This is a genomic window from Corallococcus carmarthensis (genome assembly GCF_003611695.1).
GTDB classification, from domain to species: domain Bacteria; phylum Myxococcota; class Myxococcia; order Myxococcales; family Myxococcaceae; genus Corallococcus; species Corallococcus carmarthensis.
The window spans coordinates 31,178-57,956 of the sequence record NZ_RAWE01000027.1; the positions used below are offsets into that span (position 1 = coordinate 31,178).

The 26,779-nt window shown below is 66.5% G+C and carries 15 protein-coding genes; 4 read left to right on the forward strand and 11 right to left on the reverse strand.

From position 1 onward, the window contains the following. Positions 1-61 precede the first annotated feature (61 nt). From D7X32_RS10505 to D7X32_RS10520, 4 genes are all read right to left on the reverse strand, one after another. A complete protein-coding gene (locus tag D7X32_RS10505) occupies positions 62-499 on the reverse strand; it encodes an ASCH domain-containing protein (protein WP_120602387.1) in 438 nt (145 codons plus the stop codon). Continuing rightward, positions 472-744, reverse strand: coding sequence for a hypothetical protein (locus D7X32_RS10510; RefSeq protein WP_147450100.1), 273 nt, complete (start codon positions 742-744; stop codon positions 472-474). Before D7X32_RS10510 ends, D7X32_RS10505 begins: the two co-directional genes overlap by 28 nt. A 68-nt stretch (positions 745-812) precedes the next feature. Further along, on the reverse strand, positions 813-1,658 hold the full coding sequence (locus D7X32_RS10515) for a GNAT family N-acetyltransferase (protein ID WP_120602389.1): 846 nt from the start codon (positions 1,656-1,658) through the stop codon (positions 813-815). 66 nt (positions 1,659-1,724) lie between these two features. Continuing rightward, a complete protein-coding gene (locus tag D7X32_RS10520) occupies positions 1,725-2,321 on the reverse strand; it encodes a TetR/AcrR family transcriptional regulator (RefSeq protein ID WP_158625654.1) in 597 nt (198 codons plus the stop codon). Positions 2,322-2,427: 106 nt separating this feature from the next. Here D7X32_RS10520 and D7X32_RS10525 point away from each other — a divergent pair, with 106 nt between their 5' ends. Together D7X32_RS10525 and D7X32_RS10530 are read left to right on the forward strand one after the other, a co-directional pair. Then, positions 2,428-4,038, forward strand: a complete 1,611-nt coding sequence (locus tag D7X32_RS10525; RefSeq protein WP_120602390.1) for an FAD-dependent oxidoreductase — start codon at positions 2,428-2,430, stop codon at positions 4,036-4,038. Positions 4,039-4,094: 56 nt separating this feature from the next. Further along, positions 4,095-5,468 (forward strand): spondin domain-containing protein, encoded by a 1,374-nt coding sequence (locus D7X32_RS10530; protein WP_158625655.1) that lies wholly within the window; start codon positions 4,095-4,097, stop codon positions 5,466-5,468. A 15-nt stretch (positions 5,469-5,483) separates the two neighbouring features. Here D7X32_RS10530 and D7X32_RS10535 read toward each other — a convergent pair whose 3' ends face one another. From D7X32_RS10535 to D7X32_RS10545, 3 genes are all read right to left on the reverse strand, one after another. After that, the gene (locus D7X32_RS10535; protein WP_120602392.1) at positions 5,484-7,163 is read right to left on the reverse strand and encodes a DUF3616 domain-containing protein; all 1,680 of its coding nucleotides are present in this window, start codon (positions 7,161-7,163) and stop codon (positions 5,484-5,486) included. A 128-nt stretch (positions 7,164-7,291) separates the two neighbouring features. Continuing rightward, positions 7,292-8,683, reverse strand: coding sequence for a TerB family tellurite resistance protein (locus D7X32_RS10540; RefSeq protein ID WP_244238947.1), 1,392 nt, complete (start codon positions 8,681-8,683; stop codon positions 7,292-7,294). Positions 8,684-8,883: 200 nt separating this feature from the next. Continuing rightward, positions 8,884-9,747, reverse strand: a complete 864-nt coding sequence (locus tag D7X32_RS10545; RefSeq protein ID WP_120602393.1) for a metal-dependent hydrolase — start codon at positions 9,745-9,747, stop codon at positions 8,884-8,886. 211 nt (positions 9,748-9,958) lie between these two features. Between D7X32_RS10545 and D7X32_RS10550 the strand changes: the two genes are divergently transcribed. Together D7X32_RS10550 and D7X32_RS10555 are read left to right on the forward strand one after the other, a co-directional pair. Continuing rightward, the gene (locus D7X32_RS10550; protein WP_120602394.1) at positions 9,959-11,812 is read left to right on the forward strand and encodes an HSP90 family protein; all 1,854 of its coding nucleotides are present in this window, start codon (positions 9,959-9,961) and stop codon (positions 11,810-11,812) included. Beyond that, on the forward strand, positions 11,809-12,921 hold the full coding sequence (locus tag D7X32_RS10555; protein WP_120602395.1) for a hypothetical protein: 1,113 nt from the start codon (positions 11,809-11,811) through the stop codon (positions 12,919-12,921). The genes D7X32_RS10550 and D7X32_RS10555 overlap by 4 nt, the downstream gene beginning before the upstream one ends. A 167-nt stretch (positions 12,922-13,088) precedes the next feature. On the opposite strand, the gene D7X32_RS10560 is transcribed toward D7X32_RS10555, so the two are convergent. The 4 genes from D7X32_RS10560 to D7X32_RS10575 all read right to left on the reverse strand — a co-directional run bounded on the left by D7X32_RS10560 (position 13,089) and on the right by D7X32_RS10575 (position 26,761). Then, a complete protein-coding gene (locus D7X32_RS10560; protein WP_147450101.1) occupies positions 13,089-13,388 on the reverse strand; it encodes a hypothetical protein in 300 nt (99 codons plus the stop codon). Between the two features lie 5 nt (positions 13,389-13,393). Then, positions 13,394-20,083 carry a DUF5615 family PIN-like protein gene (locus D7X32_RS10565; RefSeq protein WP_158625656.1) on the reverse strand — a complete coding sequence of 2,230 codons (6,690 nt, stop codon included), beginning with the start codon at positions 20,081-20,083 and terminating at the stop codon, positions 13,394-13,396. Positions 20,084-22,179: 2,096 nt separating this feature from the next. Next, a complete protein-coding gene (locus D7X32_RS10570) occupies positions 22,180-24,492 on the reverse strand; it encodes a Tex family protein (protein WP_120602398.1) in 2,313 nt (770 codons plus the stop codon). A gap of 127 nt (positions 24,493-24,619) precedes the next feature. Next, entirely contained in the window at positions 24,620-26,761 is a 2,142-nt protein-coding gene (locus D7X32_RS10575; RefSeq protein ID WP_439328995.1) for an alkaline phosphatase D family protein, read from the reverse strand. Positions 26,762-26,779: the final 18 nt, after the last annotated feature.

Here is a 26,779-nt window from a genome sequence, read left to right on the forward strand (position 1 = left end):
CACCGCGGCTTCGCAGGAGGCACCCCACCGGCCCGAAGGCGGATGGGGTGCTCGCGGCACTTCAGGTGACGAGCGTCCGCTGCCCCCGAATCTTGGTGAAGGCGTGCGAGCTCAGATAGGCGTAACTCTGGGGTGCACGCATCTCCGGGGCGATGTCCCCCAGCGGGAAGGGCTTCGCGAAGACGTGCACCTTCCCCACCTGGATCGCGACGCCGCCCTCGCATCGCGAGAAGTATTGGTCGTAGTCCTCCTTCAGGATGGCCCCCACTCGCGAGTAGCGGCGCCAGAGCTGAGCGGGAGGGGCCTCGTCGATGCCCAGGATGTCGAAGAAGCCGACAACCTGCTTCACCGGATTGGAGGAGTAGACGACGACGTGTGAAACCTCCCGGCGGAAGGCGCGTTTCCGGAACTCGACGCGCTTGAGTCCCTCCAGGATGGGCGTCGCATACCGGGGTTGGATGGGCAGCAGGACTACAGCCCGAGGCGTTGGCGGAGCCATTCACGACCTCCCTGCTGGACCGTGGTGATGGACTGCGGAGGGCCGTTGAGCACTCCATGACGACAGAGTTCACCGAGAGGGATGGGCTCCTTCAGGATGGCCGCTTGTCGGAAGAGGATGGCGAGCACTTCGCCATTCGAACACAGCGCCTGAATGTCGCGAAGGGAGAAGACCGTGCGCTTTCCCACCGTGGCGGCGATCTCATCGACATCGGTGGACGCCAGCGTCTGCTCCGCGACGCCCACGACCGTCACGGCCTTCTGGGAATGGCTCAGGTAGAACAGCAGGGACGCCCCAGGCTCTATTTGACGAATCAAAGCCCGGCATAGGTACGCCTTCCGCAGGCCATTTCCAAAAGGGTGAATGCCGGGCTCCAGTGACAGCTGCGAATCCGCGTCGAAACATGCTCGAAGACGCTCTTGAGCAGGAGCTCACCCAGGCGTCGGCCCTGGTGTTCGGGCGCGACCTTGAACGTACAGAGCTTCAGCGTGCGCCCCTTGAGCGCCAGGACGCCCTCCTCCTCCTTGATGAGACACAGCGCAGCCAGATGACGTCCGTGTCCCCTCACCACCCAGCATCGGCGGTGTTCCATCTGGCACTTGCGGAACCAGTCGGAGAACGGCGGGTAGTCCCCCCGGAGGCTGTCGAGGAATGGATCCTCCGCTTCAACATCGTGCGCGAACGTGAACTCCACCGCGGGTGGTGGCCGGGCGAACTTGTCTCGCAAGCCCTGCACCATGGCGAGGGCCTCGCCAACCGTGGCAACGCGTTCCTTCAGCCCGACGCGCTTCGCCTTCCGGTGGATGCGCAGATCCTCGGTCACCAGGACGCCCACGGCGTTGGCGCGCACAGCGGCGAGCAACTGGTGGTCCACCCAATCGTTCGAGTGAAGTTCAGGGCTCCCCAGAACCTCGTCCCAGCTGGTGGGAACGAGAGGCGGCGCGGGCAGTGGGAGGTACTTCCCCAACAGCAACTCGCGAAGCTGGCGGCGCCCTTCGTCGCGGTCCCGCTCCACATCCACCTTCATGGCCGGATGGATGAAGAGCTGATAGCCGGCTTCTTCAATGGCTCTCACCAACCGGGTCGCGGGCTCCATCAACTCCTCGACCTGTCCGGGCGAGCTGGGCTCCAACGGAATCAAGACGTTCGTATCGATCAAGAGCTTCGTGACATCCCCCTCACTGCTGTCATGAGGCGTGAAGCCTACTCACGCGTCTGACACCCGTTACTTCCGCTTCACGTAGCGCAGGAGGAGCGTCACCAGCTCCTCCCGCAGCAGTCCCTGGGACAGGGCTTCGGGGCGCTCCACCACCGCGCGGTGGATGACCGCGTGGGACACCGTGTCGATGAGCCACAGGGCCAGCTCCGGGTCCGGCACGTCGGTGCTGAATTGGCCCAGGGCCTCCAGCATGGGCGCGTCCTCCGGATCCCACTTCCTGGCGGGACGCGCGGGCAGCTCCTCCGTCAGCGCGTGGTGCAGCTTCGGATCCACGGCGTGCGCCGCGAACCCCAGCGCCACCAGCGTCCGGATGAGCTGCTCCAGCGTGTCGAACTTCCGCGTCGCCAGCACCTCCCGCGCGGCGGCGCGCTGCTCCTTCACGTGCCGGCGCGACACCTCCGCCACCAGCGCCTCCTTGCTGGGGAAGAACTGGTACAGCGAGGCCACGTTGACGCCGGCTCGCTCCGCGATGCGGTTCGTCGTCAGCTTCGCGTAGCCGTCGCGCACCAGAATGTCAGCAGTCGCCTGCAACAGCGCGTCCACCGTCGCGCGCGAGCGCTCCTGCGTGGGCGTCTTCCGAGGGGAAAGCTTCGCGCGCGGCATGCCGGGCTCCTGGTTCGGGAACGCAAGCTGACAACATAAGCAGTCCCTTACATTCTTGTCTCCATCGCTTCCGGGCCACGAATGCCCCCGCGACAGGAGACCTTCCATGTCCCATGAAACCCTGCCGGTGCTCGTCATTGGCGCCGGTCCCACCGGCCTGACGCTCGCGTGCGACCTCGCGCGCCGGGGCATCCGCGTGCGCATCGTGGACGCGGCGCCGCTGCCCTTCGTCGGCTCTCGCGGCAAGGGACTTCAGCCTCGCACGCTGGAGGTGCTGGACGACCTGGGCGTGCTCGACGCCGTGCTCGCCGCGGGGATGGACTATCCGCGCCTTCGTATCCACTGGCGGCGCTTCGTCGTGGGGCGCTGGACCATGATGGCCCCCCGCGCCCCGACGCCGGACGTCCCCCGACCCAATGCCTGGCTCGTCCCCCAGGCCCGCACCGAGGGCATCCTGCGCGACCGGCTTGCGTCGCTGGGCGTCACCGTGGAGTTCGGCACCGCGCTCACCCGCTTCACCCAGGACGCCACCGGCGTCACCGCCACCCTCACCCGTGACGGCGCGGAGGAGACCGTCCGCGCGGAATACCTGGTGGGCGCGGACGGCGGACACAGCCGCGTGCGCAAGGAGCTGGGCCTGGCCCTCCGCGGCGTCACCCATGACGAGGAGCGCATCGTCGTGGGCGACGTGCGCGTGGAGGGCTTGGACCCCTCGCACTGGCATGTGTGGCCCTTCGCCAGGGGCGGCATGGTGGCGCTGTGTCCTCTCCCCGGAGGCCGCTTCCAGCTCGCCCTCCAGGTCAAGCCCGGCGACACCGTGCCGGAGCTCACCGAGGCCGCGATCCACCAGCGCATCCAGGAGGGTGCACGCCCTGGCGCGAAGCTGCGGCTGCACGACGCGAGCTGGCTGTCCGTGTACCGCCCCAACACGCGCATGGTGGACCGCTACCGCGTGGACCGGGTGTTCATCGCGGGCGACGCCGCGCACGTGCACCCTCCCACCGGAGGCCAGGGCCTCAACACCGGCGTGCAGGACGCCTACAACCTGGGCTGGAAGCTGGGCCACGTGCTCCAGGGCGCCGACCCGGCCCTGCTCGACACCTACGAGGTGGAGCGGCTGCCCGTCGCCGCGCGGGTGCTCGGGCTGTCCTCGAAGCTGTTCGATGGCATGCTGCAGGGACGCATGAAGGCCATGAAGCGGGGCGACGAGCTGCGGCAGCTGGGCTGGAGCTATCGCGGCGGCCCCCTCGCACCAGCGGCCCCCGGCGACACAGCGCGTGTGCAAGCGGGTGACCGCGCCCCGGACGCGCCCTGCGTGGATGCGGACGGAAAACCTGTCCGACTGTCGGACAGGTTTCGCGGCCCGCACTGGACGCTGCTCGCCTTCGGACCGGAGGCCACGACCCACGCACGCTTCGGCGCCACCGTGCGTGTCGTCCGTATCATTCCGAAGGGAACATCTATTGAGGCTGACGCCGTGCTCGACACGCACGGCCACGCACACCGGGCCTACGACGTAGCCCCGGGCACAGGTGCGCTCATCCTGGTGCGTCCGGATGGCTACGTGGGGCACACGTCCCGGCCCGGCAACCTCGCGGCGCTGGAGCAATTCCTGACGCCGCTCCTGCCCCGCCTCTCCTCCCCGGCAATCCCATCCATGCCTCCACCCCGAGTGGAAGCCGCACCGGACGTAACCGCTGGAATCAGTCCTGCGTAGAAGGAGCCATGCCGCCGGGCTTCGCATTTCCGCGAGGCCCAGGGAGACTTGCCTCCATGTCCATCCGCTCCTTCCGTGGAAGCGCCGCCTGCGCCGCGCTGGGTCTGCTCACACTGTCCGCCTGCGGCTCCGGCGATGACACCGACCCGTCCTCCCGGCGCTTCCGCGTGCGCATCGAGAACGTGGCGCCCTTCCAGCAACTCAAGTCCGGCCGGTTCGACACGAAGCTGAGCGGCACGTCCCCGGGCCCGCTGGCTCCTGGCGACACCTACGAGTTCAGCTTCACCGCGGGCCTCAACCACCGGCTCTCCTTCGCGACGATGTTCGGAGCATCCAACGACTGGTTCTTCGGCACCGAACCTCAGGGCATTCCGCTCTACTCCTCCGACGGACAGCCCCTGACCGGGAACATCACGTCGCGCGTGGTCCTCTGGGACGCGGGCACGGAGGTGGACGAGGAACCCGCCGTGGGCGCGCACACCGGTCCGAAGCAGGCCACGGCCACGGACGGCCCGGGCATCAAGGACTTCACCCCCAAGGTGCGGCGCGTGGGCTCGCGGCCCGTGCTCAGCAGCGGTGTGCCATTCGCCCTGCCGGACCTCGCGTCGATGATCCGCGTGCAACTGGCCCACGACGCGGCCACGCACCGCTTCACCGTGCGCATCGAGAACGTCTCCGACGACCGCAACACCCTCAGCACCTCCGAAGGCATCAAGCCCGTGCGCATCTCGCCGGGCGTGTGGACGGTGACGGCGGGCAGCGAGCCCCTCTTCACCGAGGGCCAGCCGGACCGAGGCCAGGGCCTGGAAGCCCTCGCGGAAGGCGGCGACGCCACCGCGCTGCACACCTGGCTCACGCCGCTCAACGGCGTGGCCACGCCCCTGTCACCGGGCGTCTTCGCCGTGCACAACGCCGCGGCGCCGCTGTTCACCGAAGGCACGCAGGACCGGGGCCAGGGGCTGGAGGCGCTCGCGGAGACGGGCGACGCCTCGCGGCTGGCCAGCGCCATCACCACGACTCCGCCCACGGGCGTGAGCACGTCGGGCACTTTCAACACCCCCGTGGACGCGTCCGCTCCCGGCCCCCTCCTGCCGGGCCACGCGTATGAGTTCACCGTGACCGCCCGCCCCGCCGAACGGCTGTCCTTCGCGACGATGTTCGGCCAGTCCAATGACTGGTTCTTCGGCACCGACGAGCAGGGCATCGCGCTGTTCGACAAAGACAACACACCGCTGACGGGCGACGTCACGCCCAAGGTGTACCTGTGGGACGTGGGCACGGAGCTGGACGAGGAGCCCGCCGTGGGCCCCCACCAGGGCGCCCCCGAGTGGACGCTGGACACCGACAAGACCGTGCGCCGGGTCCCCGCGTCGCGCTACGGCACGCCGCTGTCCCAGCACCTGCGCGTCACCATCACCGAGGCGAAGTAGGGCAAGGCGCGCGCCTCACTCCACCGTGAATACGGCATCGGTGAAGGACTGGCTGGAGACCGAGGCTTCCTTGCACTCGGCGCCGCCCACGAGGTGCGCACCCATGTCGAAGAGGACCTGCACGTCGCGGGTCCCCGGGACGGGAATCACCGCCTCGGGCGAGGAGTCCGACGGGGCGGTCAGGTCGCGCACCTTCACCGGCGCGGCACCCGCGACACCGCTCCACTTCCAGAGCGCGAAGGGCCCCGGGGTCTCGTCATGGGGACCGCTGAGCACGAGCACCGCCTGGTGGGCCTCCGACCACGCCATGCCGCGAATCCCCTGCCCTCCCAGTTCCAGCCGGATGGCTTGACCGAAGCGCGCCCGGCTCCCCGTGACGACAGCGTCCGGGTTCGTCAGCGTGACGACCAATGCGCTCGAACCCACCTGCGGATTGCGGAAGCCAATGGCCAGTCCGCCCGAAGGCAGCGCCGCCAGGCCCTCCACGTTGGTGCCCTGCTCCTTGGGCGCCAGCTCCGCCACCGTCGACTCCGACAGCCGCGAGCGGGCCTGGAGCAGGGAGAGGACGGCCGCATCCGGCTGCGTCCAGTTGCTCCCGTCCAGCAGGTCCTTGAGCAGGTTCGACGACACGCCCGCGAACTGGAGCGAGGCCTGGGGCGCAGTGCCGGACACGTCCAGCGCGAAGAACTTGTAGCGCGATGCCTGCAACACGCCGTTCTTGTTCCGCGCCTGGGACGTCGTCACGAAGATGCGGTTGCCCACCCGCGCCGCGTCCTCGAAGTCCGCCTCGTCCGATGAGGACAGCCCCAGCATGCTGTTCAACTCGCGCGTTTGCGCCGGAGCGCTGTTCTGTCCCCGCGCATAGAGGCGGGCCGTCTGGGATTCGTCGTTGAGGTTGAGGAAGAGGCCTCCCTCCAGCGCCACGCCCGCGGATCCATCACACGTTCCCGTGTACGTCGCGCTCCCGGTCCCCGGCACGGGGCCGTCCAGGTCCCAGGTCACCACCAGCTTCGGCCGTGAGGTGCGCGTCGAGTCCTCGCGCGAGCGGACCTCCAGCCGGTTGTCCAAATCCTTGTCGGCGATGATCACGCCGTGGTTCGCGCCGGGAGTCCCCACCCACTTCTGCACCACGGCCAGCCCCTGGGCGTTGAGCGGCACCGTGTACGTCCCTGTCGACGCGGCCCGGATGGCCCCCAGGAGGACCGTGCTCCGGTCTCCCGCGCCGTCCGCGCCATTGGAGGCCCAGTCATGCGACGAATCCGCCCGCTCCCAGGTGACCTGCTTCTCCGTCCAGGCGCGCGTCACCTCGAAGAACCCGTAGGACTGATCCGCCTTGTCCGTCACCGACAGGACGATGGAGGCGGAGCGCACGGTCGCGTTCGCGGGAATGGCGGACACGTCCCACTGCAAGAGGACGTAGTTCTCGTTGCCGCTGCCCGCGGGCGTGTCCCCGCTGGCGGACAGGCGGGTGTCCGTCCCGTGGTTCGCGTCGGAGTCCTCCTCTTCGATCATCGCGTCGCGAGTGCCCGCGTAGGCGGTGGACGGGGACACCCCATCCTGGAAGGACGTGGTCTGCGCGCTGGCGAGCGCGGCACCGGCCTGCTCGCTCCGGTTGGCCTCCGTCGGTCCGCAGCCTCCCAGCCACAGAAGTGCCATCCAGCCGGCGAACTGCCCGTACCGCTTCGACCCGCGCATGCGTGCGACCCCTTGAACAGGAATTGGCCGCGTACGCTCGTCTCCCGGGCGCACCCGCGTCGTGACAATCGGGTGGACTCCTCGCGACACGCGCGTCCGGCGGGCTTCACCCGGACGTCACGCGGGCTTCACCCCGCCTCGCGCTCCAGGGTGTCCTCGTCGTCGGAGTCCACCGCGGGCCCGTCCTGGAAGGCGCTGGGCAGCAGGCTGAAGGGCAGCACCTTCGCCAGCGCCGCCAGGAGCAGGATGCCGCCCGGCGCGGCGAAGATGGCCAGCGCGGGGATGGCCTTCGCCACGTCGATGAGCTGGGCGCGCATGCGCTGGCGCTCGTCGTCGGTGAGCTTCTGGCGCCGCGCCGCCTTGGTGAGCAGCACCGCCAGGTCGCCCGTCTCGCGCGCCTCCTGCATCAGCCGGTGGAAGTTCTTCTCCAGCGTCTCCTGCATGCCGCCCATGAGCTCCTCGCCCATGGCGCCCGCCGCGTCCGACACGGTGAAGACATCCACCAGCGAGCGGTGCCGCGCGTAGAACTCCGCCATCTCCAATTCCAGACGGCGCAGCTCCGCCTGCGGCACATGCAGCGCGCCCGCCAGCGTGTCGATGAAGGCCCGCTCCCGCCGCGTGCGCCGCCCATCCACCAGCGCCGCCAGCAGCGTCTGCTCCAGCAGCAGGTGGCGCATGTCCACGCTGCGCACGCGGCGCACCACGTCCCGCACGTCGCGCTTGCGCTCGAAGGACTGGCGCACCGCGGCCTTCACCTCGCCCTCCAGCGCGTGCGGCAGCTTCAGCCCCTCCACCTGCCGGAGGATGGCGCGGCGCGCGGGCTGGCTGGGCTCGCGATCCACGCACGCGAGCGCGGTGAGCACGTCCACCAGCAGCGCCTTCTGCCGCGCCGCGAAGTCCCGCCGCCGCTCGGCCGTCGCGCGCGACAGCCGCCCGCTCGAGAACAAATCAATGGCCTGCCGGCAGAACAGCTGCGCGTCCGCGTACTGCGCGCCGTTGTGCAGCACCAGCCCGTACACCGGGTCCCCGGCCAGCGATGGCGCCCGCTTGTCGAGCGCGTCCTCCACCCGGCCCACCATCCGCCGGGGCACCGGCAGCCCCGCCGCGAGCCGCGCGTCCAGCGCCATCGCCAGGTCCAGCTCGCCCGCCAGCACCGCGAAGAGCACCAGCAGCTGCTCCACCCGGGGGCCCTCCGGCGCGTCCATCACCCGCGCCAGGTCCAGCGCCATGCGCGCCAGCGTGCGCACCACGGCGTGGAACAGCTCGTCCTCCACTGCTCGGGCCGGGACGTCGAAGGGCTCACCACCGTCCACCGGAGAGGGCAGCGGCACCGGGGTGCCATACACGAGCCCCGAGGCCCGCAGCGTGCGGCGCAGGAAGGCGCGGCCCCGGGCGCGGCCGGAGGGGGTTTCCGGAAGCGGGGGCGTCGGGACGGGCGCGGGGGAGCGAGCATGCGCGGCGACCACGTCCGCCAGGAGCGTGGCCAGCCAGGTCCCCCTTCCAAAAACCAGCACCGACACCGGTACACCCCTCGAACGCGCGCGGCCGGACCCCGCCGGAAGCGCACGAGGCGGGGAATAACCCAGTCGCCTCCGGGATGCCACCCGGCCCCAGGTCAGCAGCGGCGTCCTGCAACGGATGCTGATGACTGGCGGAAAAAACAGCGCGCCCGTCCACCCGGGGCGGACGAGCGCGAAAGAAGACGACCCGCCGGGACGGCCTACAGCGCGGTGGCCTTGCCGGGCTCCAGGGCGAGCACCTTGCTGGTGGACCGGGTCTTCTTCAGCTCGGTGGTGAGCACGTCCGGCGTGCCGGTCAGGGCGGGGAAGGTGCCGTAGTGCATGGGCACCACGGTCTTCACCTTCAGCAGCTTCGAGGCGACGGCGGCCTGCGCGGGGTCCATGGTGAAGTGGCCGCCAATGGGGAGCAGCGCCACGGTGGGCTTGAACTGCTCCGCGATGAGGGCCATGGACTGGAAGGCCCCGGTGTCACCCGCGTGGTACAGCGTGGGGCCGTTGGCGATTTCGATGACGAAGCCCAGGGGCGCGCCCGCGTACTGCGACGGAGCCTTGGGGTCCGCCTGGTAGCTGCTGGAGTGCACCGCCTCCACCAGGTGGATGGTGGCGTCCTTCACCGTGAACGTCCCGCCCACGTTGGCGCCCACGCCCTGCGCCTCCGGCAGGCCCAGCTGCGACACCAGCTCGAAGGAGCCGTACACCTTGGCGCTCGTCTTCTGGGCCAGGGCCTTCGTCTCACCCACATGGTCGAAGTGGCCGTGGGACACGAGGATGGCGTCCACCGCCTCCGGCCAGGTCGCGCCCTGCGGCGCCTTGGGGTTGGTGAGCCACGGGTCGATGGCGATGACCGCGCCGCCCGGCGTCTTCACCACGAAGGCCGCGTGGCCCCACCACGTCACCTCCGTCTTGCCCGCCGTGGCCGCCGCCTTGCCCGCGCCCGCCGCCTTGCCCGCCGCCTTGGCCTCGGCCTTGGGGGCCGCCGGCGTCGTCGGCGTGCCCTGCGCGAAGGCCGCACCCGCGACACCCAGCACCGCGCCCACCACCACTGCCTTCAGGTTGTTGCCCATCGTTGTCCGCTCCAGGAGGAAGGAAAGTGACGACATGTGGCCGTGCCGCCTCAGGGGCGCCGCACCGCCGGGGCGCGACATACCACCCCACCAGGGAGGCGGAAGGGGGCTGGTGCGTCCGGTTGCCATGGGAAGGACACATGCCTTCATCCACCCACGGCGGGGGATTGTGGCCCCGGGGAGGAAGCAGCGCGCTACGCTCGATGGCCGCGTGGACCATCGATTCCAAGTCAGCCTCCGTGGGGTCATCGACCTCCTGTCCCACCACCTGTACAGCTCGCCCGGGGTCTACGTGCGGGAGCTGCTCCAGAACGCCACGGACGCCATCCGCGCCCGCCAGCAGCTGGAGCCCCAGGCCACCGGAGCGGTAGGGCTGGAGCTGCGGGAGAAGCAGGACGGCGGCCCGCCCACCCTGCTCTTCACCGACGAGGGCGTGGGCCTGACGGAGGAGGAGATCCACCGCTTCCTGGCCACCATCGGTGAGTCCTCCAAGCGCGAGCAGCTGGAAGCGCGCCGCAACGACTTCATCGGCCAGTTCGGCATCGGCCTCTTGTCGTGCTTCATGGTGTGCGACGAGCTGCTGGTGGTGACGCGCTCGGCGAAGGGGGATGGGCGGACGCTGGAGTGGCGGGGCCGGCACGACGGCACCTACGACGTGCGCGTCTCCGAGCACCCGCTGGACGCGCCCGGCACGCACGTCTACCTGGTGGCCCGTCCGGACATGGTGGAGTGGTTCACGCCGGAGCGCGTGCGCCAGCTGGCGAAGCACTACGGAGGCCTGTTGCCCTTCCCCGTCCGGCTCACGGTGGACGGGAAGACGGAGACGCTCAACCCGGATGGGCCGCCCTGGCGCCGCTTCTACGAGACGCCCGGCGACCGGCGGCAGGCGCTGCTCGAGTACGGGCGCGAGGTGTTCGGCACGGACTTCCTGGATGTGATTCCGCTGCGCTCGGAGGCGGGGGACGTGGACGGGGTGGCGTACGTGCTGCCGGCGTCGCCGCACTTCAACGCGAAGCAGAAGCACCGCGTGTACCTGAAGCAGATGCTGCTGTCGGAGAGCGCGGAGAACCTGCTGCCGGAGTGGGCGTTCTTCGTGAAGTGCGTGGTGAACGGGAACGGGCTGAGGCCCACCGCGAGCCGCGAGTCCTTCTACGAAGACACCGTGCTGGCGAAGGCGCGCGAGGCCCTGGGGCAGTCCCTGCGCAAGTACCTGATGGACCTGGCGCACGAGGAGCCGCGGGCATTGCAGCGGCTGATTGCGCTGCATGGGTTGTCGGTGAAGGGGCTGGCGCTGGATGACGATGACTTCTACCGGCTGGTCATCAACTGGCTGCCTTTCGAGACGTCGCTCGGGGTGATGACGTTGGCGGACTACCGGCGGTCGTGGCCGGTGGTGCGCTACACGCCGACGCTGGACGGATTCCGGCAGGTGGCGCGCGTGGCGGCGGCGCAGGGGCTGTGCGTGCTGAACGCGGCGTACACGCATGACACGGCGCTGCTGGAGAAGCTGCCGCACGTGGTGCCGGAGGCGCAGGTGGCTCCGTTCTCGTCGGCGGACCTGCCGCAGAGCTTCGAGGAGCTGACGCTGGACGAACGCGAGGCCATCTATCCGCTGCTGCGTCTGGCGGAAGCGGTGCTGGCGCCGTTCCGATGTGGCGTGGAGGTGAAGAAGTTCTTCCCGGCGGAGGTGCCCACGCTCTACAGCTCGGACGCGGAAGGGGCGTTCCGGAGGGACGCGGAGCGGGCGCGTGAGGAGTCGGATGACCTGTACGCGGGCGTGCTGGACGGGGTGATGGCGGGCGCGGGCGGCCAGGAGCGGGCGCTCTTGTGCCTCAACCTGCACAACCCGGTCGTGCGGAGGCTGGCGGAGGTGGAGGGGCGGGAGCTGCTGAAGCTGTCGGTGGAGATGCTCTACGTGCAGGCGCTGCTCCTGGGACAGCACCCGCTGAACGCGCAGGAGATGGCGTTGTTGAACCACGGGCTGCTGGGGCTCATCTCGGCGCGGCTGGATGAAGGTGGGGGCGGGGGCGGTTCGTCGGGTCCGGGCTCGCGGGGGATGCACTGATGGGGGACTGGCACCAGCAGGTGGAGGCATTGCGCGCGCAGGCGGACGAGCTGCCGGAAGGCGACGCGAAGGTGCGTGCACTGGAGGAGGCGGTGCGGCTGGTGGACGTGCACGGCGACGTGCCGCTGGGGTACGAGCTGCGGGACGCGCTCATCGACGCGGCGACGTTCGGGGGCTATCCGGACAAGGCGCTGGTGGCGTTCGCGTGGTGCCGGGGGCAGCAGAAGAAGGACCCGCAGCGGTTCGATCCGGAGGACATGCTCTGGAAGCAGAAGTGGGTGGTGGGGCGGCTGGACGAGTTCCCGCACATCAGCCGCAAGCAGATTGCCGACGCGCTGGATGACGTGGAGCAGAGCTTCGCGAAGTTGGACGCGGGCAAGCGGGCGGCGCTGAAGCTGCGCTACCAGATGGCCCGGGACATGGGGGACACGGCGGAGGCGGAGCGCCTGTGGGAGGCGTGGCTGGTGGCGCCGAGGGATCACCTGACGGACTGCCGCGTCTGCGAGCTGGACGACGAGCTGGACCACCACGTGGACAAGGGCGAGTGGGAGCAGGCCATCCAGAAGGCGAAGCCCATCCTGGACGGGCGCCAGTCCTGCGCGGAGATCCCGCACCTGACGCTGGGGACGCTGCTGTATCCGTTCTTCAAGCTGGAGCGGATGAAGGAAGCGCGGGACTGCCACGTGCGCGGCTACGCGATGGTGGCGAAGAACCGCGAATTCCTCTCCACGGTGGGAGAGCACCTGGAGTTCCTGGCGCTGACGGGCAACCTGTCGCGAGGGCTGACGCTGCTGGAGAAGCACCTGGGCTGGGCGCTGGAGCACGCGAGCCACCGGGACCGGTTCAGCTTCTACACGGCGTCGTCCTTCCTGCTGGGGCAGGTGGTGGCGGACGGACGGGACGAAGTGAGTCTGCGATTGCCCAAGGCGTTCCCGCTGCACGCGGTGGACGGGGGTTATGGGACGCGGGCGTTGCAGGACTGGCTGGAGTCACAGGCGCGCGACATCGCGGCACGGTTCGACGCGCGGAATGGGACGCAGCGGTTCACGGGATTGCTGGCGCGCAACACGGTGCTGGCGAAGGAAGCGCGGCTGTTCCCGCTGGATTGAGCGCTCGCCCAAGTCCAGCGGGACCGCTGCCCTCTTTTGGAAGGAAGGAGGTGGGGCGCAAAGTGAAGGTTGTGCCCTCACGCTCCTCTGAAGTTGCCGTTGCGCTCGAATCGAACATCACGGCCACCTGGTGCCGTGATCTCCGTCATGTCGCCGCGAACGCAGCCTCATTCATCCGTCGTGGTTCCGAGGTTGGGTGCATAGAAGCCGCGCTCTACATCGACCCGAACATCGCCACTGCTTTGCACCAGCACCAGGATCCGGGCGTCCCCGACCCGCATCCACCACTCGCGTTCGCCGAATTGCTCGATATGGAGCCAGTGGTCGACAACCAATTCATCGAACACCCCTTCGTTCTTCACGTCCACGTCGCCTGATTGACGATGCGCCAGCAATCGCCATTCATGGCCAGGGGACGCAGCAAGGCGGCGGGCCCTTTCAGCTTCGTTCTCGTTCTTGTCGTTCATGACCCTTACCGTTTCGGAGACACCCCAAGAGCATCTTCGAGGACCTTCAAAAGGCTGGAATTTCCTGTTGCGCGACCGTCAACTTGAATTGCTCGCTGGAAGAACCCGCCATCTAGCTGCCGGCCTCGATCCATCGTCAGCACGCGAGCATCCGCGCCTTCAGCAAAACGAAGGATTTCGGAATCTGGGACATCGCCTCGGCCGAAGATCTCACGAACCGAGCGAACATTATATCCAGCGTCCCTCAACGCCTCGGCAGCACCACGCCGACTAAGATTCTCGTCCAGAATCACCGGAACACCGTCACCTGCAAACCCGGCGAGCTGGCGCGTTCTCTGCTGCAGCAAACTGGCAATAGCCTGTCTCGCAGGCCCCACCTCCGCGGCGACCAGCACGACGTCCGCGGCGAGCTCAGCGCCATCCTTGAGAAGCTCCTTCTCCAGGGCCCATGAAATATCCGCGACGGGGCCACGGAAGACCGATGCCACGTACCGAAACGCACCGTCTGTCATGAGGTTCAAGGACAGATAGAGCAGGCCTTCTGTCATGACATACCGAACACCATCCATCACGAATTCCCGACGCGCAACCTCCAGCTCGTAGTCGGTGAAGATTCCCACCTTCACAGTCCTCGGCGCGCGGCCCTCACGCAGGTCTTGCATGACGATGTTTCCGCGCTGCTGGATGACCATCGACTTGTGCCGGGCTTCGTAGGACGACGTGCCGTTCTGATCCGCGGAGAGCACCACTGGCGCGGGAGCTCCCGTCCATTCAGCCGCACCCGCGCCAGCCGCGAACGTAGGGGCGGGTTGAGCCGGCCCGATGACGTCGATGGTGACGCTTCCGGCGTCGGGGAGGTCGTCCGCCTCGAACCCTGTGGGATCTGTCCACCGCAGGGGGTTGTTCAGCACATACGCGTAGCGGTTGAAAGCCTGTCCCTCTTGCGGGAACTGCACGAAGGGATCCGGCGTGAGGAACCGGGCGGTCTCCGGGTCATAGATGCGCCCTCCCATGTTCACCAGACCGAACTCGTCGTCGGCCTCATGGGACGTGAAGCCAATCCGGACAGCCCCCGAGGCAACAGAAGACGCGATGGGAAGGGCATACGGTTGGCGGCGCCCACCAAACGGCTCGAACTTCTGGCGCTCCACCACATTGGCGGCCAGGTTGGTCACGGTCTCCGTCGAGCCCAGATGATCGCCCAGCAAATACAGTGGTTGCTCGGACGTCACCGCGCCGCTTGACTCCTCCCAGAACAACTGAGCCACGACCCGCTCGCCGCCAGCGATGTTGAAGACATGCACTGTCCCCCCATTCGCCTGCCGCTTTTCGTACAGCCCACCGACGTAGGTCGTCGTGCCGCTCAGACTGCTGGTCTTGACCGAACGGGTCTGAGTTGCGTCGTACTTGAAGGTGACTTCACGCCCACCCCCTGAAATACGGGACGGCAGGTCGAAAGCCGTATAGCTCACCGTGCGACCAGGGCCGGTCAGTTGGTTGCCATTGTCCTCATAGGTGTAGGCTCCCGCCTGCGTTTGCGTCACCGCGTGGGGCCGGACCGGCCCTGTGGGGTAGATGCTGTTCGTCGCGGTGCCACTTCCCTCGAGGACTCGCCGCTCCAGCAGGTTGCCAAGGTCGTCGTAGCGATACTCCAGCATCGACCGGCGACAATTCTGGAAGCTGGCCCACTTCGTCAGCCGATCCAACGCGTCGTATTCGAAGTCCTCTGTCGTCTGAGCGAGCAGGTCACTCCGGCTCTTGAGGTTCCCTTCGACGTCCCACGCGTAGGACAGCCCTTGACGGACCTGGCCGTTGAACGCCGACTGAGGATCGCTGACCCTGGAGTCGATGAAGCGCAGCCGACCGCGGGAATCATACCTCCGCTGGGAGAGGATGCCGTTTCCCAGCCGCTCCGCAGTGAGCTGCCCATACTCGTTCTGGCTCTGTGCCGTCCAATAGACGTGCTGGGTGACATCATCCCGCACCTCCTTGAGATGGCCATAGGCAGTATAGCCCTGGCGCAGGACGAGACGTTGTCCGGCCGCTTCCGGGTAGCTCAGCGTGGCAAGCCGGCCCGTCGTGTCATACGAACGGTTGATACGGTAGGTCGCGCCATTGACGCTCCAGTCGCTCTCGGACAACTGGCCAAGCGCGTTGTACCAGTGCGTGACGGTGACACCATCCGGGCTGACCGAACTGCCGAGCGCGCCCTTCATCGAGGTGTCCCAGATGAACCGGGTGACGCCGTCCGAGTTCGTCAGCTTCGTGTTCCGTCCCAAGCTGTCGTACTCATCGAAGGTGGTGACCTTTCCACTGCCATCCTGCTCGCGCCGGATTTCGCCAAAAGCATTGAAATTCTGGATCGTGACACCCGTATCCGGGTCATTGACCTGGGTTCTACGGCCCAGCCGATCATGCTGGATGACGATGTCATGGCCCTTGCTGTCCCACACACGGCTCAATACGCCAAAGGGGCCATACGCATAGGTGGTCGGAACCTCGCGCCCATCATCCATGAAGGAGCTTGTGAAGACCAGCTGTCCACGCGCATCCCGGCGAGACGAGGTTCGGTTCCCGCGCTCATCAGTGACCTTTGTCGTCAGGTTGTCATACACATACGTAACAGTCGTTCCCTCTGGCGTCTCAACAGACAAAGGACGATCCAGCAAGTCGTACGTCGTGTGCGTAAACGCTTGAGGCCCATTGTTTTTTTGAGGGCGGGAAACCAAGACCTGCCTTCCCAGGTTGTCATACACCGACGACACGGAGAGGACGGTTCCGTCGAATCCGCGAGTCTCTTTGCGGATTTCCCGTCCATGGTTGTCGAATGTTGTGGCAACCTGCTGTACCCCTGCGACACTGGCCGTGATCTTCATCAATCCGGACGAGCCCGCGCCATACTGCAGTGTCTTGTTGGCCCCCGTGACGGACAGCGTCGCACGCAGCCGGCCGAAACCATCGTAGCGAAAGCGGGTCACCAGGCCGTTCGGGTCCTCTGCCATAGCAGTGACGCCCAGGCCTGGGTGATGGGCGAAACGGGTGCGGTGGTTCGCTGCATTGAAGGACGTAGAAACAAAGAGGTGCTCCAGGGTGTCGAATATCTGGGACTCCACCCGGACCGAGTTCTGGCTGGTTCGCGTCACCCGTTCGATCAGGCCGAATGCGTCCGGCTTGTATTCGGTCTTGAGCTCGAAGTCCGCGCCACCTCCCGGTTCGGAGATGGTTCGGATCAAGAAGCCCGTCACGGGGTCGTAGTCATGCGTCGTGGTACGCGTCTCATCCGTTCCATCAATGGCGACGCTTCCGACCCTCACTTCGCGCACCATGCCAAGGAGCCAGGCAGAGGTGTTGTTGTCGATGATCGGGCGATAGGTGCCTTCCCGCCAGTTGCGTCCCGTAGGCGCCCCTGCCGAAATCTCATCGTCCAGCTGTTGCGTTTCTTTCAGGTTTCCGTAGTCATCGAGCGCTATCGTCTGGATATTCCGCCTGGTGATGGGAGGATCATTCCCCAGCCCTTCAAGCATTGTCTCCACCACCTGATGCGCGAAGACATAGGGGCGGCCTTCAGGACTGTTCTTGACCGTGTACCGATAGATTTTCTCCTTGATGTGCTTCACACCATTGGCAAGCGTGATCTCGGAGGTTTCCGTCTGCGGAAGCCCGGCATGCAGGTACAGCGTCCCGGTGCGGGTCTGATTGTCGTAGGTCGTTGTCGTCCTTGCGCCCGTGGACGCACTGACGCTCGTTCGCTTGGCAAATCCAAGCCAGCCACGCCCTTGCAAGTCCATGCGGCTGGACTCGTAGGAGTAAAACGTGTTGTTGAAATGGCCGGTGCCAGTTCCGTCTTCGACTCCCGCCTCCACCACCATCCACTGTCCGCTTCGAGGGCACTGCTGCGGAGCGAGACAGGTACCAGGAGTGTAAACGGGAGGCTGTCCCTCAACAGCGGGACGCTCCAGTTGGTGCTGATAGCGCACCCGAGTCTGCCGCCCCGATTTCCCCTCCCGGCTTCCGGTCATGACGTCCGGAAGTCGTCCCTGCCGGACGTACACCTGCAGAAGAGGCTGGTTCTCGCTCGGCCCGTTTGGCGGAAGGCTCGGATCAGGTTCGAATTGGATGAGGTCCTGGAAGCCGTCTCCATTGACGTCAAAGAGCCGAGAAAAGCGTTGGCCGAAGCCATATGGGCTGTTGGGGGCCGGTCCACCCGCCGCCTGGCCAACGGGGACTTCCAGCTTCAGTTCGCGGGCCTCGAAATGATCGTCCCGACCCAGGAGGACCCACTGGGACGTGCGGGTGTCACTGGGACCGTACCCGTTATTCTTACCTGAATCGGTCAGCAGCAGATCTTGTCTGCCGTCGTGATCAAAATCGAGGATGCGAACGCCCGGGTCCTGATTGCGCCCATAGAGACTCAACCACGAGGGACTGATCCGCTGAATCGCGTCCAACTGCTGAACCTGCGGCGGAAGAAAACCATTGCCTGTGTTGATCGCGATGCGAAGGTTGCCCGCCTGATTCTCGCCCCCATTCGTGTCGCGGTCCCGCCGCGCACTGACCGCATCCGGCAGCCCGTCGCCGTTGATATCCAGAAACCAGGTGCGATCATAATGATAGACACTGCTGGTGTTGTCGATCGGCCAGGTTGGAAGCCCGGAGAGCGTCGTAACAGCAACACGAGGACTTCCCCCCAGCCCCACGCCTATCGCGAGATATGGCGCGGAGAAGTTGTCCCGAGGCGACGCCGAGCCATCTGGCACATGGCCCTTTCGAACCAGGACCTCGGTGCTGCCATCACCGTCCACATCCACGGCATAACCCGAGTGGTCAATGCCGGACTTCATGTCCAGCTGCTGATAGCCCGATAGGGCCAATCCACCCAGATTCATCCGGAAACCCCAGGCATTGGGCTGGGGTTGCTGCGTGGAGCGAAAGAGCTCCGGCAGTCCATCACCATTCAAGTCAGCCACATGCATGACTGGGAAGCGGCCCGGCACGTTTGAGGGCGCAGTTTGGTTATACCAAAACTGAAACGTCTCATTGGCCTGGATGTTCGCGGGCTGGAATTTCAGCCCATCGAATTTATACAACTGGAAGTAGCCATTCTGCCCGGCGGGACCGTCCGCGAGCTGAAGAGCCAGGACTTCTGGAACGCCGTCCCCATCCATGTCCACGATGCGGAGATCGTCATCACTGTTTCCCATCTTCGACTTGGGAAGACCTGCGAGCCTGGGCTCACCGAAGACCGAAGGACCTGCGGTTGCGAGCCGGTAGTACCAGGTCCCATCCCCTACAACCCGGGTGTTGCCGTAGACTTCCGCATCATCATTGCGACGATAGAGCAGATCGTCACGCCCATCGCCGTTGAGGTCCAGGGTCTCCAGCGTCCAGAAATCCTGGACCCCTTCGACAAGAGCCCCAGCGGTGACGCCCCGGCCGGGCCACCTCACGTCTCGAATGGCAAGATATCCACCCGCGCCACCGTTAATGGCCTCGGTGGCTGCCATCTTCTTGAAGTTATGAGGTTGGACGACCGGATCCTCGCAGTCATTGGTCTGGCTGGCGCTGCAATCGAACCCGGAGTCGTAGTCGAACTCCAGTGGCTCCCGGCAGGCCTCCTGGCCATCACACTCAAAGATCCGCCGCAGCAGACTGCGCCGCGTAATGCTGTCGTTGCGATAGACGAATTCGTAGCTCCTCAGCAGTTCGTCATCACGCGTTGCAGCTGTCGAGCCGAGACCAGGGCCGTACATGAGGATCTGGTGCAGCCGCTTCGTTGACAAGAGCTTCAATCCGCCGACATAGCGGACCTCCGAATCAGGTCGATTCGTCGGCTCATACTTGAACAGGACCGCGCGTCGCCGCAGGTTCCCCTGCGTGTCGCTCACATGGCCCGTGTATTCAATGCGCTCCGGCAATTGTTCGTAGCCACCTGCCGGCGTGCCCGTGAGCGTGTAGTAGACCTGAAAGTAGTTTCCAGCCCGGTCACTGACACGCGACAGCGCCCAGCTCAGGATCACAGCAGCGCTTTCATATGACTGACTCACCTGTCCGTTGACAGGGTCTATGGCCAGCGAAACCCGAGAGCCCCGGTATTGAGAATTCGATTCCGGAAATCGCCCGTAGGAGAAGATCCGCCCGTCCTTACGAAAGACCTCGAACCAGGAAGGCGTCCCGCCAACGACGTCGTGCGCAATGACCTTGGCGAACGACTCCACCTCGGTCCGGTACTCGATGGTTGCGCCGGCCGTAGACCCAATCGCCACCAACCGTTGCCCATCGAGACAGAGGGCGTCGTCCGCCGTGAAGCGGATGGGAGCCGTCATCTGGTCCTGGGCGAAAGTCTTACGGCACCGGGTGATTTCAGACAGGCCAGCGAGGTTCCAGCCCATCCCAAGCAACCCGTTTCCGCCGCGGCTGCGATAGGCCAGTGAAAGGGCCGGAGCCATCCCCGCACGTCCCGGAGGGACCCACAAGGGAACATCATAAAGTGCCTCGCCAGTCGGGCTGACGTCAAAGGATGTCTTGACCTGCCCTGCGACGGTACCTGCATAGGCCCGCTCAGTCGCCATGATCGTGTCCAATGGAACGACCAATGGGCTGTTGTCGAGCTTCTGTTCCTTTGCCTGGATTAGTGACGGAATGGGATCTGCTCCGTCCGTGGAAATACCGCACGCCGCGACCAACCCCAGCAGCATGCTTCCCAGCACTCTCATCCACACTGCGCGAATCATACTCTGCCCTTCGAATTAGCTATTTGGGAGGCTACCTCTTCGCTCCAAATCAAGACCTAGGACTCGGGAGGACAGTTGGTCGCCACGCACCTTCTACGTACCGAACAACTGTTGTCGCAGCATCGGATTTCATTCGCCGGGCACAGCTCAACACAGACACGGTTCGAGCACTCCTGCCCGCCTGGGCACGTGCCACACGCCAGCGTTCCACCGCAGCCATCCGAATACGTACCACAGGCATAGCCCATGGCCGCACACGTCGTGGGCGTGCAGTTCTGCACGCAAGTATTCTGGGTGCACGTCTGGTTGGCGCCACAACTGCCACAGTTCAATGTCCCGCCGCAGCCGTCCGAAATGCTTCCGCACGTCTTTCCCTGAGCTGCACAGGTCGTGGGCGTGCAGTTCTGCACGCAAGTATTCTGGGTGCAGGTCTGGTTGGCACCACAGCTGCCACAGTTCAGTGTCCCGCCGCAGCCATCTGAAATGCTTCCGCACGTCTTTCCCTGAGCTGCGCAGGTCGTGGGGGTGCAACTCTGCACGCATGTATTCTGGATACACGTCTGGCTGGCACCACAACTGCCGCAGTTCAATGTCCCGCCGCAGCCGTCCGGAAGGCTTCCGCACGTCTTTCCCTGAGCTGCACAGGTCGTGGGCGTGCAGGTACAGGTCATTGCATCCATCCGACAGACGTCGCCCTCGTCGATAGAACCATCGCAGTCGTCATCAAAACCGTTGCAGGCCTCTTGAGGCGCGATGCAATTCCCCGACCAACCATGGATTCCGCATGATTCAATAGAGCCAGGGCATTCGCCGCTCTGTCCTACGCAAGCCCGAGTCAGGGAGCCGGCGCCCTTCCCCGGAGCATTATCCACGACACCGTCGCCATCATCATCACAGCCGTTGCACGCTTCAGGAGCAGCAGTCGTGCGCGTGCAGACGCCCGTGCTTCCATCTGGCTGACACTGCTTGCGTGCCGTCGCGCCGCATTGATCCGAGCAGCTCAGGAATTGGTTGGGCCTGACCACGCAGGCCCAACCCCCTGCGACACATCGCAGATCGCCATAGCAGCCATTGCCTTGAGGATCACATGGATTAAAGGGCAGATTGAGTGGGGGGATATCCTCATCAATCAACCCATCACCGTCATCATCACAACCATTGCACTCCTCATGGTTGAGATAGGCGGAACACGTTCCCGGAATGAGGCTGCCGTCCTCGGAACAGGCTACATTTCCCTGGCGCCCGCAGACCGAGCAGGAGACTATTGACTGACCAGAGGGCACACAACTCCCCCAATGTACATCGCAGGACCGTTCACCTTTGCAGAGCCCGACTGTACATTCCTCGGTTGCTCCATCCGGATAGCAGGCCGCGCTTGCCTCATGCGCAGGCGAGAGCATGACCAAGAGGGTCATCAACAACAGCATCCAACGGCAACTCAAAGCATCCCCTGACGTCACGTTCTGCTCCCCAAAATCCATCACCTATCGAAAAGCCGGCCTGCTGCTTCACGTCTGTAATGGGCGCGGTGAACTACCACCAATGGCAGGACAGTGTCCACCATCCCACAGTCTGCCCTCACCCCTCTGCAGGATGGAACCGGTCCACATGGACAATGCGCTCCCAGGAAATGGTGGCCAACAAGGCACATACCGCAACACCGGAAATCCAATCAATCACACAAAACGCGCACCCGAACCGTGAGCGAGCAGGCTCGATCCCCCTTGAGCCGGAGCGCGCAAGATTGCGTACTGAGTCGAGCGATTGGACGTTGAGCCCAATGCGAGATGTGGACACACCCGACAGGTCGGCGAGCGCACGTTGGCGTGGAGACCCCCATTGCGCCGCACTCATGTCTGCGATGAATGCAGAGGCGAGGTCCACTTCGGCATCCCCCATCCTCGGCTGCGACCTCATGCCTCTTCGCCGCAACCATCCTGGCTTTTGCCAGGATTTGATGAGGCACAAAACCGAGGTGCTGCTGCAAGTGCAGCGTCACCACGAGGCGATGGCAAGACTCATTCAGCCCGCCTCGATCAGCAGCCCAATTTGACGGGCGCTCAGCGCTTCAGCTTCGAGAACGGATTGTTGAACGGCTCCGGCTTCTTCTGCGCCGGCGCCTGAGCCTGCGTCGCGGGCTTCTGCGCGGGCCGCTGCTGCTGCGCCGGCGCGCTGGCGGGCTTCGCGGCCGCCGCGGGCCGCCCCGACGGCTGCGGCGCCCCACCCTCCAGCACCGCCCTCACCGACAACGCCAGACGCTTGCGCGCCAGGTCCACGGTCAGGACCTTCACCGTCAGCCGGTCTCCGACCTTCGCCACCTCCGACGGATCCTTGATGAAGCGCGCCGCCAGCTGCGACACATGCACCAGGCCGTCCTGATGCACGCCCACGTCCACGAACGCTCCAAACGCCGTCACGTTCGTCACCACGCCCTGCAACACCATCCCCTCCTTCACGTCCTCCAGCGACCGCAGGTCATCCCGCGTCGCATGCGCCGTGAAGTCACCACGAGGGTCGCGGCTCGGCTTCTCCAGCTCCGCCAGGATGTCCTTCAGCGTCAGCTCTCCCAGCTCCGGCCCCAGGTAGCGCTTCGCCTCAATCTGGCGCACCAGCGTCGCGTTCCCCACCAGCGACGCCACGTCCACGCCCAGGTCCTTCGCCATGCGCTCCACCACCGTGTAGCGCTCCGGGTGCACCGCGCTCGAATCCAGCGGCTCCGGCCCTCGCACCCGCAGGAAGCCCGCCGCCTGTTCGAACGTCTTCGGCCCCAGGCCGCTCACCTTCAAGAGCTCCCGCCGCGTGGTGAAGCGCCCCTTCGCCGCCCGGTGCGCCACCAGCTTCTTCGCCAGCGACGGCCCCACGCCGGACACGTGCTCCAACAGCTGCGGTGACGCCGTGTTCACGTCCACGCCCACCGCGTTCACGCACGAGTCCACCACCTCGCCCAGCTTCTTCTTCAAGAGCCCCTGGTCCACGTCGTGCTGGTACTGCCCCACCCCGATGCTCTTCGGGTCGATCTTCACCAGCTCCGCCAACGGGTCCTGCAAGCGCCGCCCAATCGACACCGCGCCGCGCAGCGACACGTCCATCTCCGGGAACTCCTCTCGCGCCACCTCCGACGCGGAGTAGATGGACGCGCCCTGCTCGCTCACCGACACCACGGGGACCTGCACGCCCATCGCCTTCAGCGTGTCCCGCGTGAAGACCTCCGCCTCGCGGCTGCCCGTGCCGTTGCCCACCGCGATGAGCTCCGGCTTGTGCTTGCGCACCACCGCCTCCAGCAGCTTCGCCGCGCGCGCCCGCTCGTCCGCGCTCCGCTCCGAATAGAGCGTCGTCGTCTCCGCCACCGTCCCCGTCGCATCCAGCATCACCAGCTTGATGCCCGTGCGCAGCCCCGGGTCCAACGCCAGCACCGCCCGAGCCCCCGCCGGCGCCGTCAACAGCAGGTGCCGCAGGTTCTCTCCAAACACCCCGATGGCGCCCTTGTCCGCGCGCTCCTTCAGCTCCCCGCGCAGCTCCGACTCCAGCGACGGACCCATCAGCCGGTCCCAGCCGTCCTCCACCGCCGCGCGCAACTCCCCCGCGAACAGCGACTGCGGCCGCGTCACCACGCGCCCCGTGAAGAGCCCCTTCACCTCGTCGTCCGGAAGGCCCAGCTTCACCTTCAGCACGCCCTCCTCCTCCCCGCGCAAGAGCGCCAGCACGCGGTGGGACGGGGCCTGGGACAGCGGCTCCTGGTGGCCGTAGTAGTTCTCGAACTTGGTCATCTCGCCCTTCTTCGCCGGCACCACGTCCGAGCCCAGCGTGCCCCGCTTCGTGCACAGGTCACGGGCCTCGCGGCGCAGCCGGGCGTCCTCAGCCACCCGCTCCGCGCAGATGTCCCGCGCGCCCGCCAACGCCTGGGCCACGTCCGCCACGCCCTTGTCCGCGTTCACGTAGGGCTTCACGCGCGCGTCCACGTTCTCCCCGCGCTGCCCCTCCTGCTTCCACACCAGGTCCGCCAGCGGATCCAGCCCCTTCTCCCGGGCGATGGCCGCGCGCGTGCGGCGCTTGGGCTTGTACGGCAGGTACAGGTCCTCCAGCTCCGCGCGCGTACGCGCCGCCTGGAGCGCCTTCTTCAACTCCGGCGTCAGCTTCCCCTGCTCCTCGATGCTGCGCAGGATGGTGTCGCGCCGCCCGTCCAGCTCCGCGCGCTCCGTGGCCTTGTCCAGGATGGACTGGATTTGAACCTCATCCAGCCCTCCCGTGGCCTCCTTGCGGTAGCGCGCGATGAAGGGGACCGTGCCTCCCTCTTCATGAAGCGCGAGGGTCCGGTCCACCTGCTCCGGCTTGATGCCCAGCTCCTGGGCCAACGCGGCGGCATAGACGTGCATGGCGCCCGTCTATACCCCGGTCCGCGCGCGCCTCCCAGAGACGCGCCGCTCGCCTGCCGCCCATGCAGAAGGGCCGCGCGGGGAGTCCCCCCACGCGGCCCTTCGCTTCACGTCATGCCCCTCCGGCTCAGGCCGGCTGGATGTCGCTGTTCTTCACGCGGAAGGTGCGCGAGGTGAACTTCGCCTCCAGCTCGCTGTCCGAGCGCTTGGAGTAGTCCTTGGCCACTTCCGCGGCGGGGATGAGGTGGAAGGTGGCGAGCGTCTCATCCGCCTTCACCTCCACCATCACGAAGCCGTGCGAGTCCGCGTCCGCGAAGCGCAGGCCCGGGTTGGACGCCTGGAGCGTCTTCTCCATCTCCACGACAGCGTGCTGGTACACCGGCGCGCCCGTGGCGTAGCCCGCGCCAATCAGCGCCAGGCTGGCCAGGCTCTTGATGGAGCCGGAGGTGATGCCCGGCGCCGTCAGCACGGGCACGCCCTCCTCCACCGACGCGAACGACGCGTGGATGTCCCCGGAGATGAACAGCGTGTTCTGCACGCCCTGCGCCTTGAGCGTGTTGAGCATCACCTTCTTCTTCGTGGGGAAGCCGTCCCACTGATCCACGCTGAAGTAGAAGCGCTGGCGCAGCGTCGGGTCCGTGATGTCCGCCTGCTGCCGGAAGTCCCAGATGAGCGCCGACAGCGACGTGGAGCTCACCACCATCTTCCAGGTGTTCTGCGCCGTGGTGAGCGTCTGCTGGAACCACTGCTCCTGCGCCGGGCCGAACACGTCCTCGCTCTTGCCCTGGGACAGCTGGTACTTCACCGCCGCGAACAGGTCGAAGGTGTCCTTCACCACCACGTAGCGCGAGCCCTGGATGTTGAAGAGCGCCGCCTTGCCCATGTGCGCGTACGCCAGGCCCCGGGGCTTGTCCGCGGGCGGAATCACCAGCGCCTTGTTCACCGCCGCCAGCACCTGGTTCACGTAGTAGAGCGCCAGCGGGCCCGCCACCCACTTCGCGGCCTTCTGCGCGGCCTCCGCGTCCGTGAGGCCCGCGGCCTTCGCCTGGCTCAGGTACACGCCCTGGAGCACCTGCTTGTGGGTCGCGTACGCCGCGTCGTCGATGTTCACGTACGCGAACGTGTCCGCCTGGAACGTCTGCTTCACCGCGTCCGGCTGGCCCTGGAGCGCCGCGCCCAGCAGCGTCGCGTCCAGCGCCACGGTGCCCGGGTAGCCGTCCTCCGGGATGAGGTGATCCGGCCGGTAGCTGCGGTAGTCCGTCACCAGCAGCTTCAGGTGCCGGCCGTACTCGAAGTCACGGTAGATGCGCGAGTTGGGGAAGCGCGGCTCGTTGGCCACGTCGATGGCGCCCTCGGGCGACTGCGCCGTGTCCAGCGGGATGTACTCCAGGAAGGCCTGCTCCGCGTTGAGCTTGCGGTCCCGCTGCTTCTCGTCCCGCTTGCCGTCCTCGTACGTCGCCACGTCCTGCCAGCAGTCGTCGGAGAACTCGTGGTCGTCCCAGACGATGATGAACGGGTAGCGCTCGTGCACCGCCTGCAGCTGCTTGTCCGTGCGGACGGTCTTGTACAGGTCGCGGTAGTTGGACAGCGAGTTCGCCGCCAGGAACGCGGTGAGGCCCGTGCCCTGGGGGAGCGCCTCATTCGGAGCGCTGAAGCGCACGGCCCGGCCACCGTCGCCGGACTGGAAGGACGTGTCGCCCGTCGTCTCGTAGACGTAGTCGCCCAGGAACACGACGAAGTCCAGGTCCGCGTCCAGCTGCAGCAGCCGCTGCCAGGCGTTGTAGTAGCGGCCAATGAAGTCCTGGCAGCTGGCGAAGACGAACTTCACCGCCACGTCGTCCCCCGCCGCCGGCGCGGTGCGCGTGCGTCCGGTGCGCGTGGTGTGCCGCTGGCCGTCCTTCTCGTAGCTGAAGCGGTAGTAGTACGTGGTGCGCGCGGACAGCCCGGTGACCTTCACCTTCACCGCGTGGTCGTGCTCCGCCAGCGCCGTCAGGTCCGTCTTGTCCAGCACCAGCGTCTTGAAGTCCGCCGCCGTGGAGACCTCCAGCCGCAGGGGCAGGTTGTCCCCGGCGCGGGCCGAGTCCTCCACGCGCACCCACAACACCACGCTGTCCGGACGCGGATCACCCGACGCCAGCGACTGCGGGAAGTAGGGCGAGCCAGCCGAAGCGTCCGGCGTCTCGGCGTCGTCGGAGCATCCAAAGGTCGTCGTCGCCGCGACAGCAACCACGGCTTGCAGGAACGTGCGGCGTTTGAAGGGGTTGAACAAGGCGGTGGACTCCAGCGG

What these genes read in the sequence shown, in the direction of transcription:
- D7X32_RS10535 (WP_120602392.1), bottom strand. Translation starts at nt 7,163, where the DNA reads ATGCGCGGGTCGAAGCGGTACGGGCAGTTCGCCGGCTGGATGGCACTT.
- D7X32_RS10505 (WP_120602387.1), bottom strand. Translation starts at nt 499, where the DNA reads ATGGCTCCGCCAACGCCTCGGGCTGTAGTCCTGCTGCCCATCCAACCC.
- D7X32_RS10565 (WP_158625656.1), bottom strand. Translation starts at nt 20,083, where the DNA reads ATGCTGCTGGGGTTGGTCGCGGCGTGCGGTATTTCCACGGACGGAGCA.
- D7X32_RS10530 (WP_158625655.1), top strand. Translation starts at nt 4,095, where the DNA reads ATGTCCATCCGCTCCTTCCGTGGAAGCGCCGCCTGCGCCGCGCTGGGT.
- D7X32_RS10545 (WP_120602393.1), bottom strand. Translation starts at nt 9,747, where the DNA reads ATGGGCAACAACCTGAAGGCAGTGGTGGTGGGCGCGGTGCTGGGTGTC.
- D7X32_RS10560 (WP_147450101.1), bottom strand. Translation starts at nt 13,388, where the DNA reads ATGAACGACAAGAACGAGAACGAAGCTGAAAGGGCCCGCCGCCTTGCT.
- D7X32_RS10520 (WP_158625654.1), bottom strand. Translation starts at nt 2,321, where the DNA reads ATGCCGCGCGCGAAGCTTTCCCCTCGGAAGACGCCCACGCAGGAGCGC.
- D7X32_RS10525 (WP_120602390.1), top strand. Translation starts at nt 2,428, where the DNA reads ATGTCCCATGAAACCCTGCCGGTGCTCGTCATTGGCGCCGGTCCCACC.
- D7X32_RS10570 (WP_120602398.1), bottom strand. Translation starts at nt 24,492, where the DNA reads ATGCACGTCTATGCCGCCGCGTTGGCCCAGGAGCTGGGCATCAAGCCG.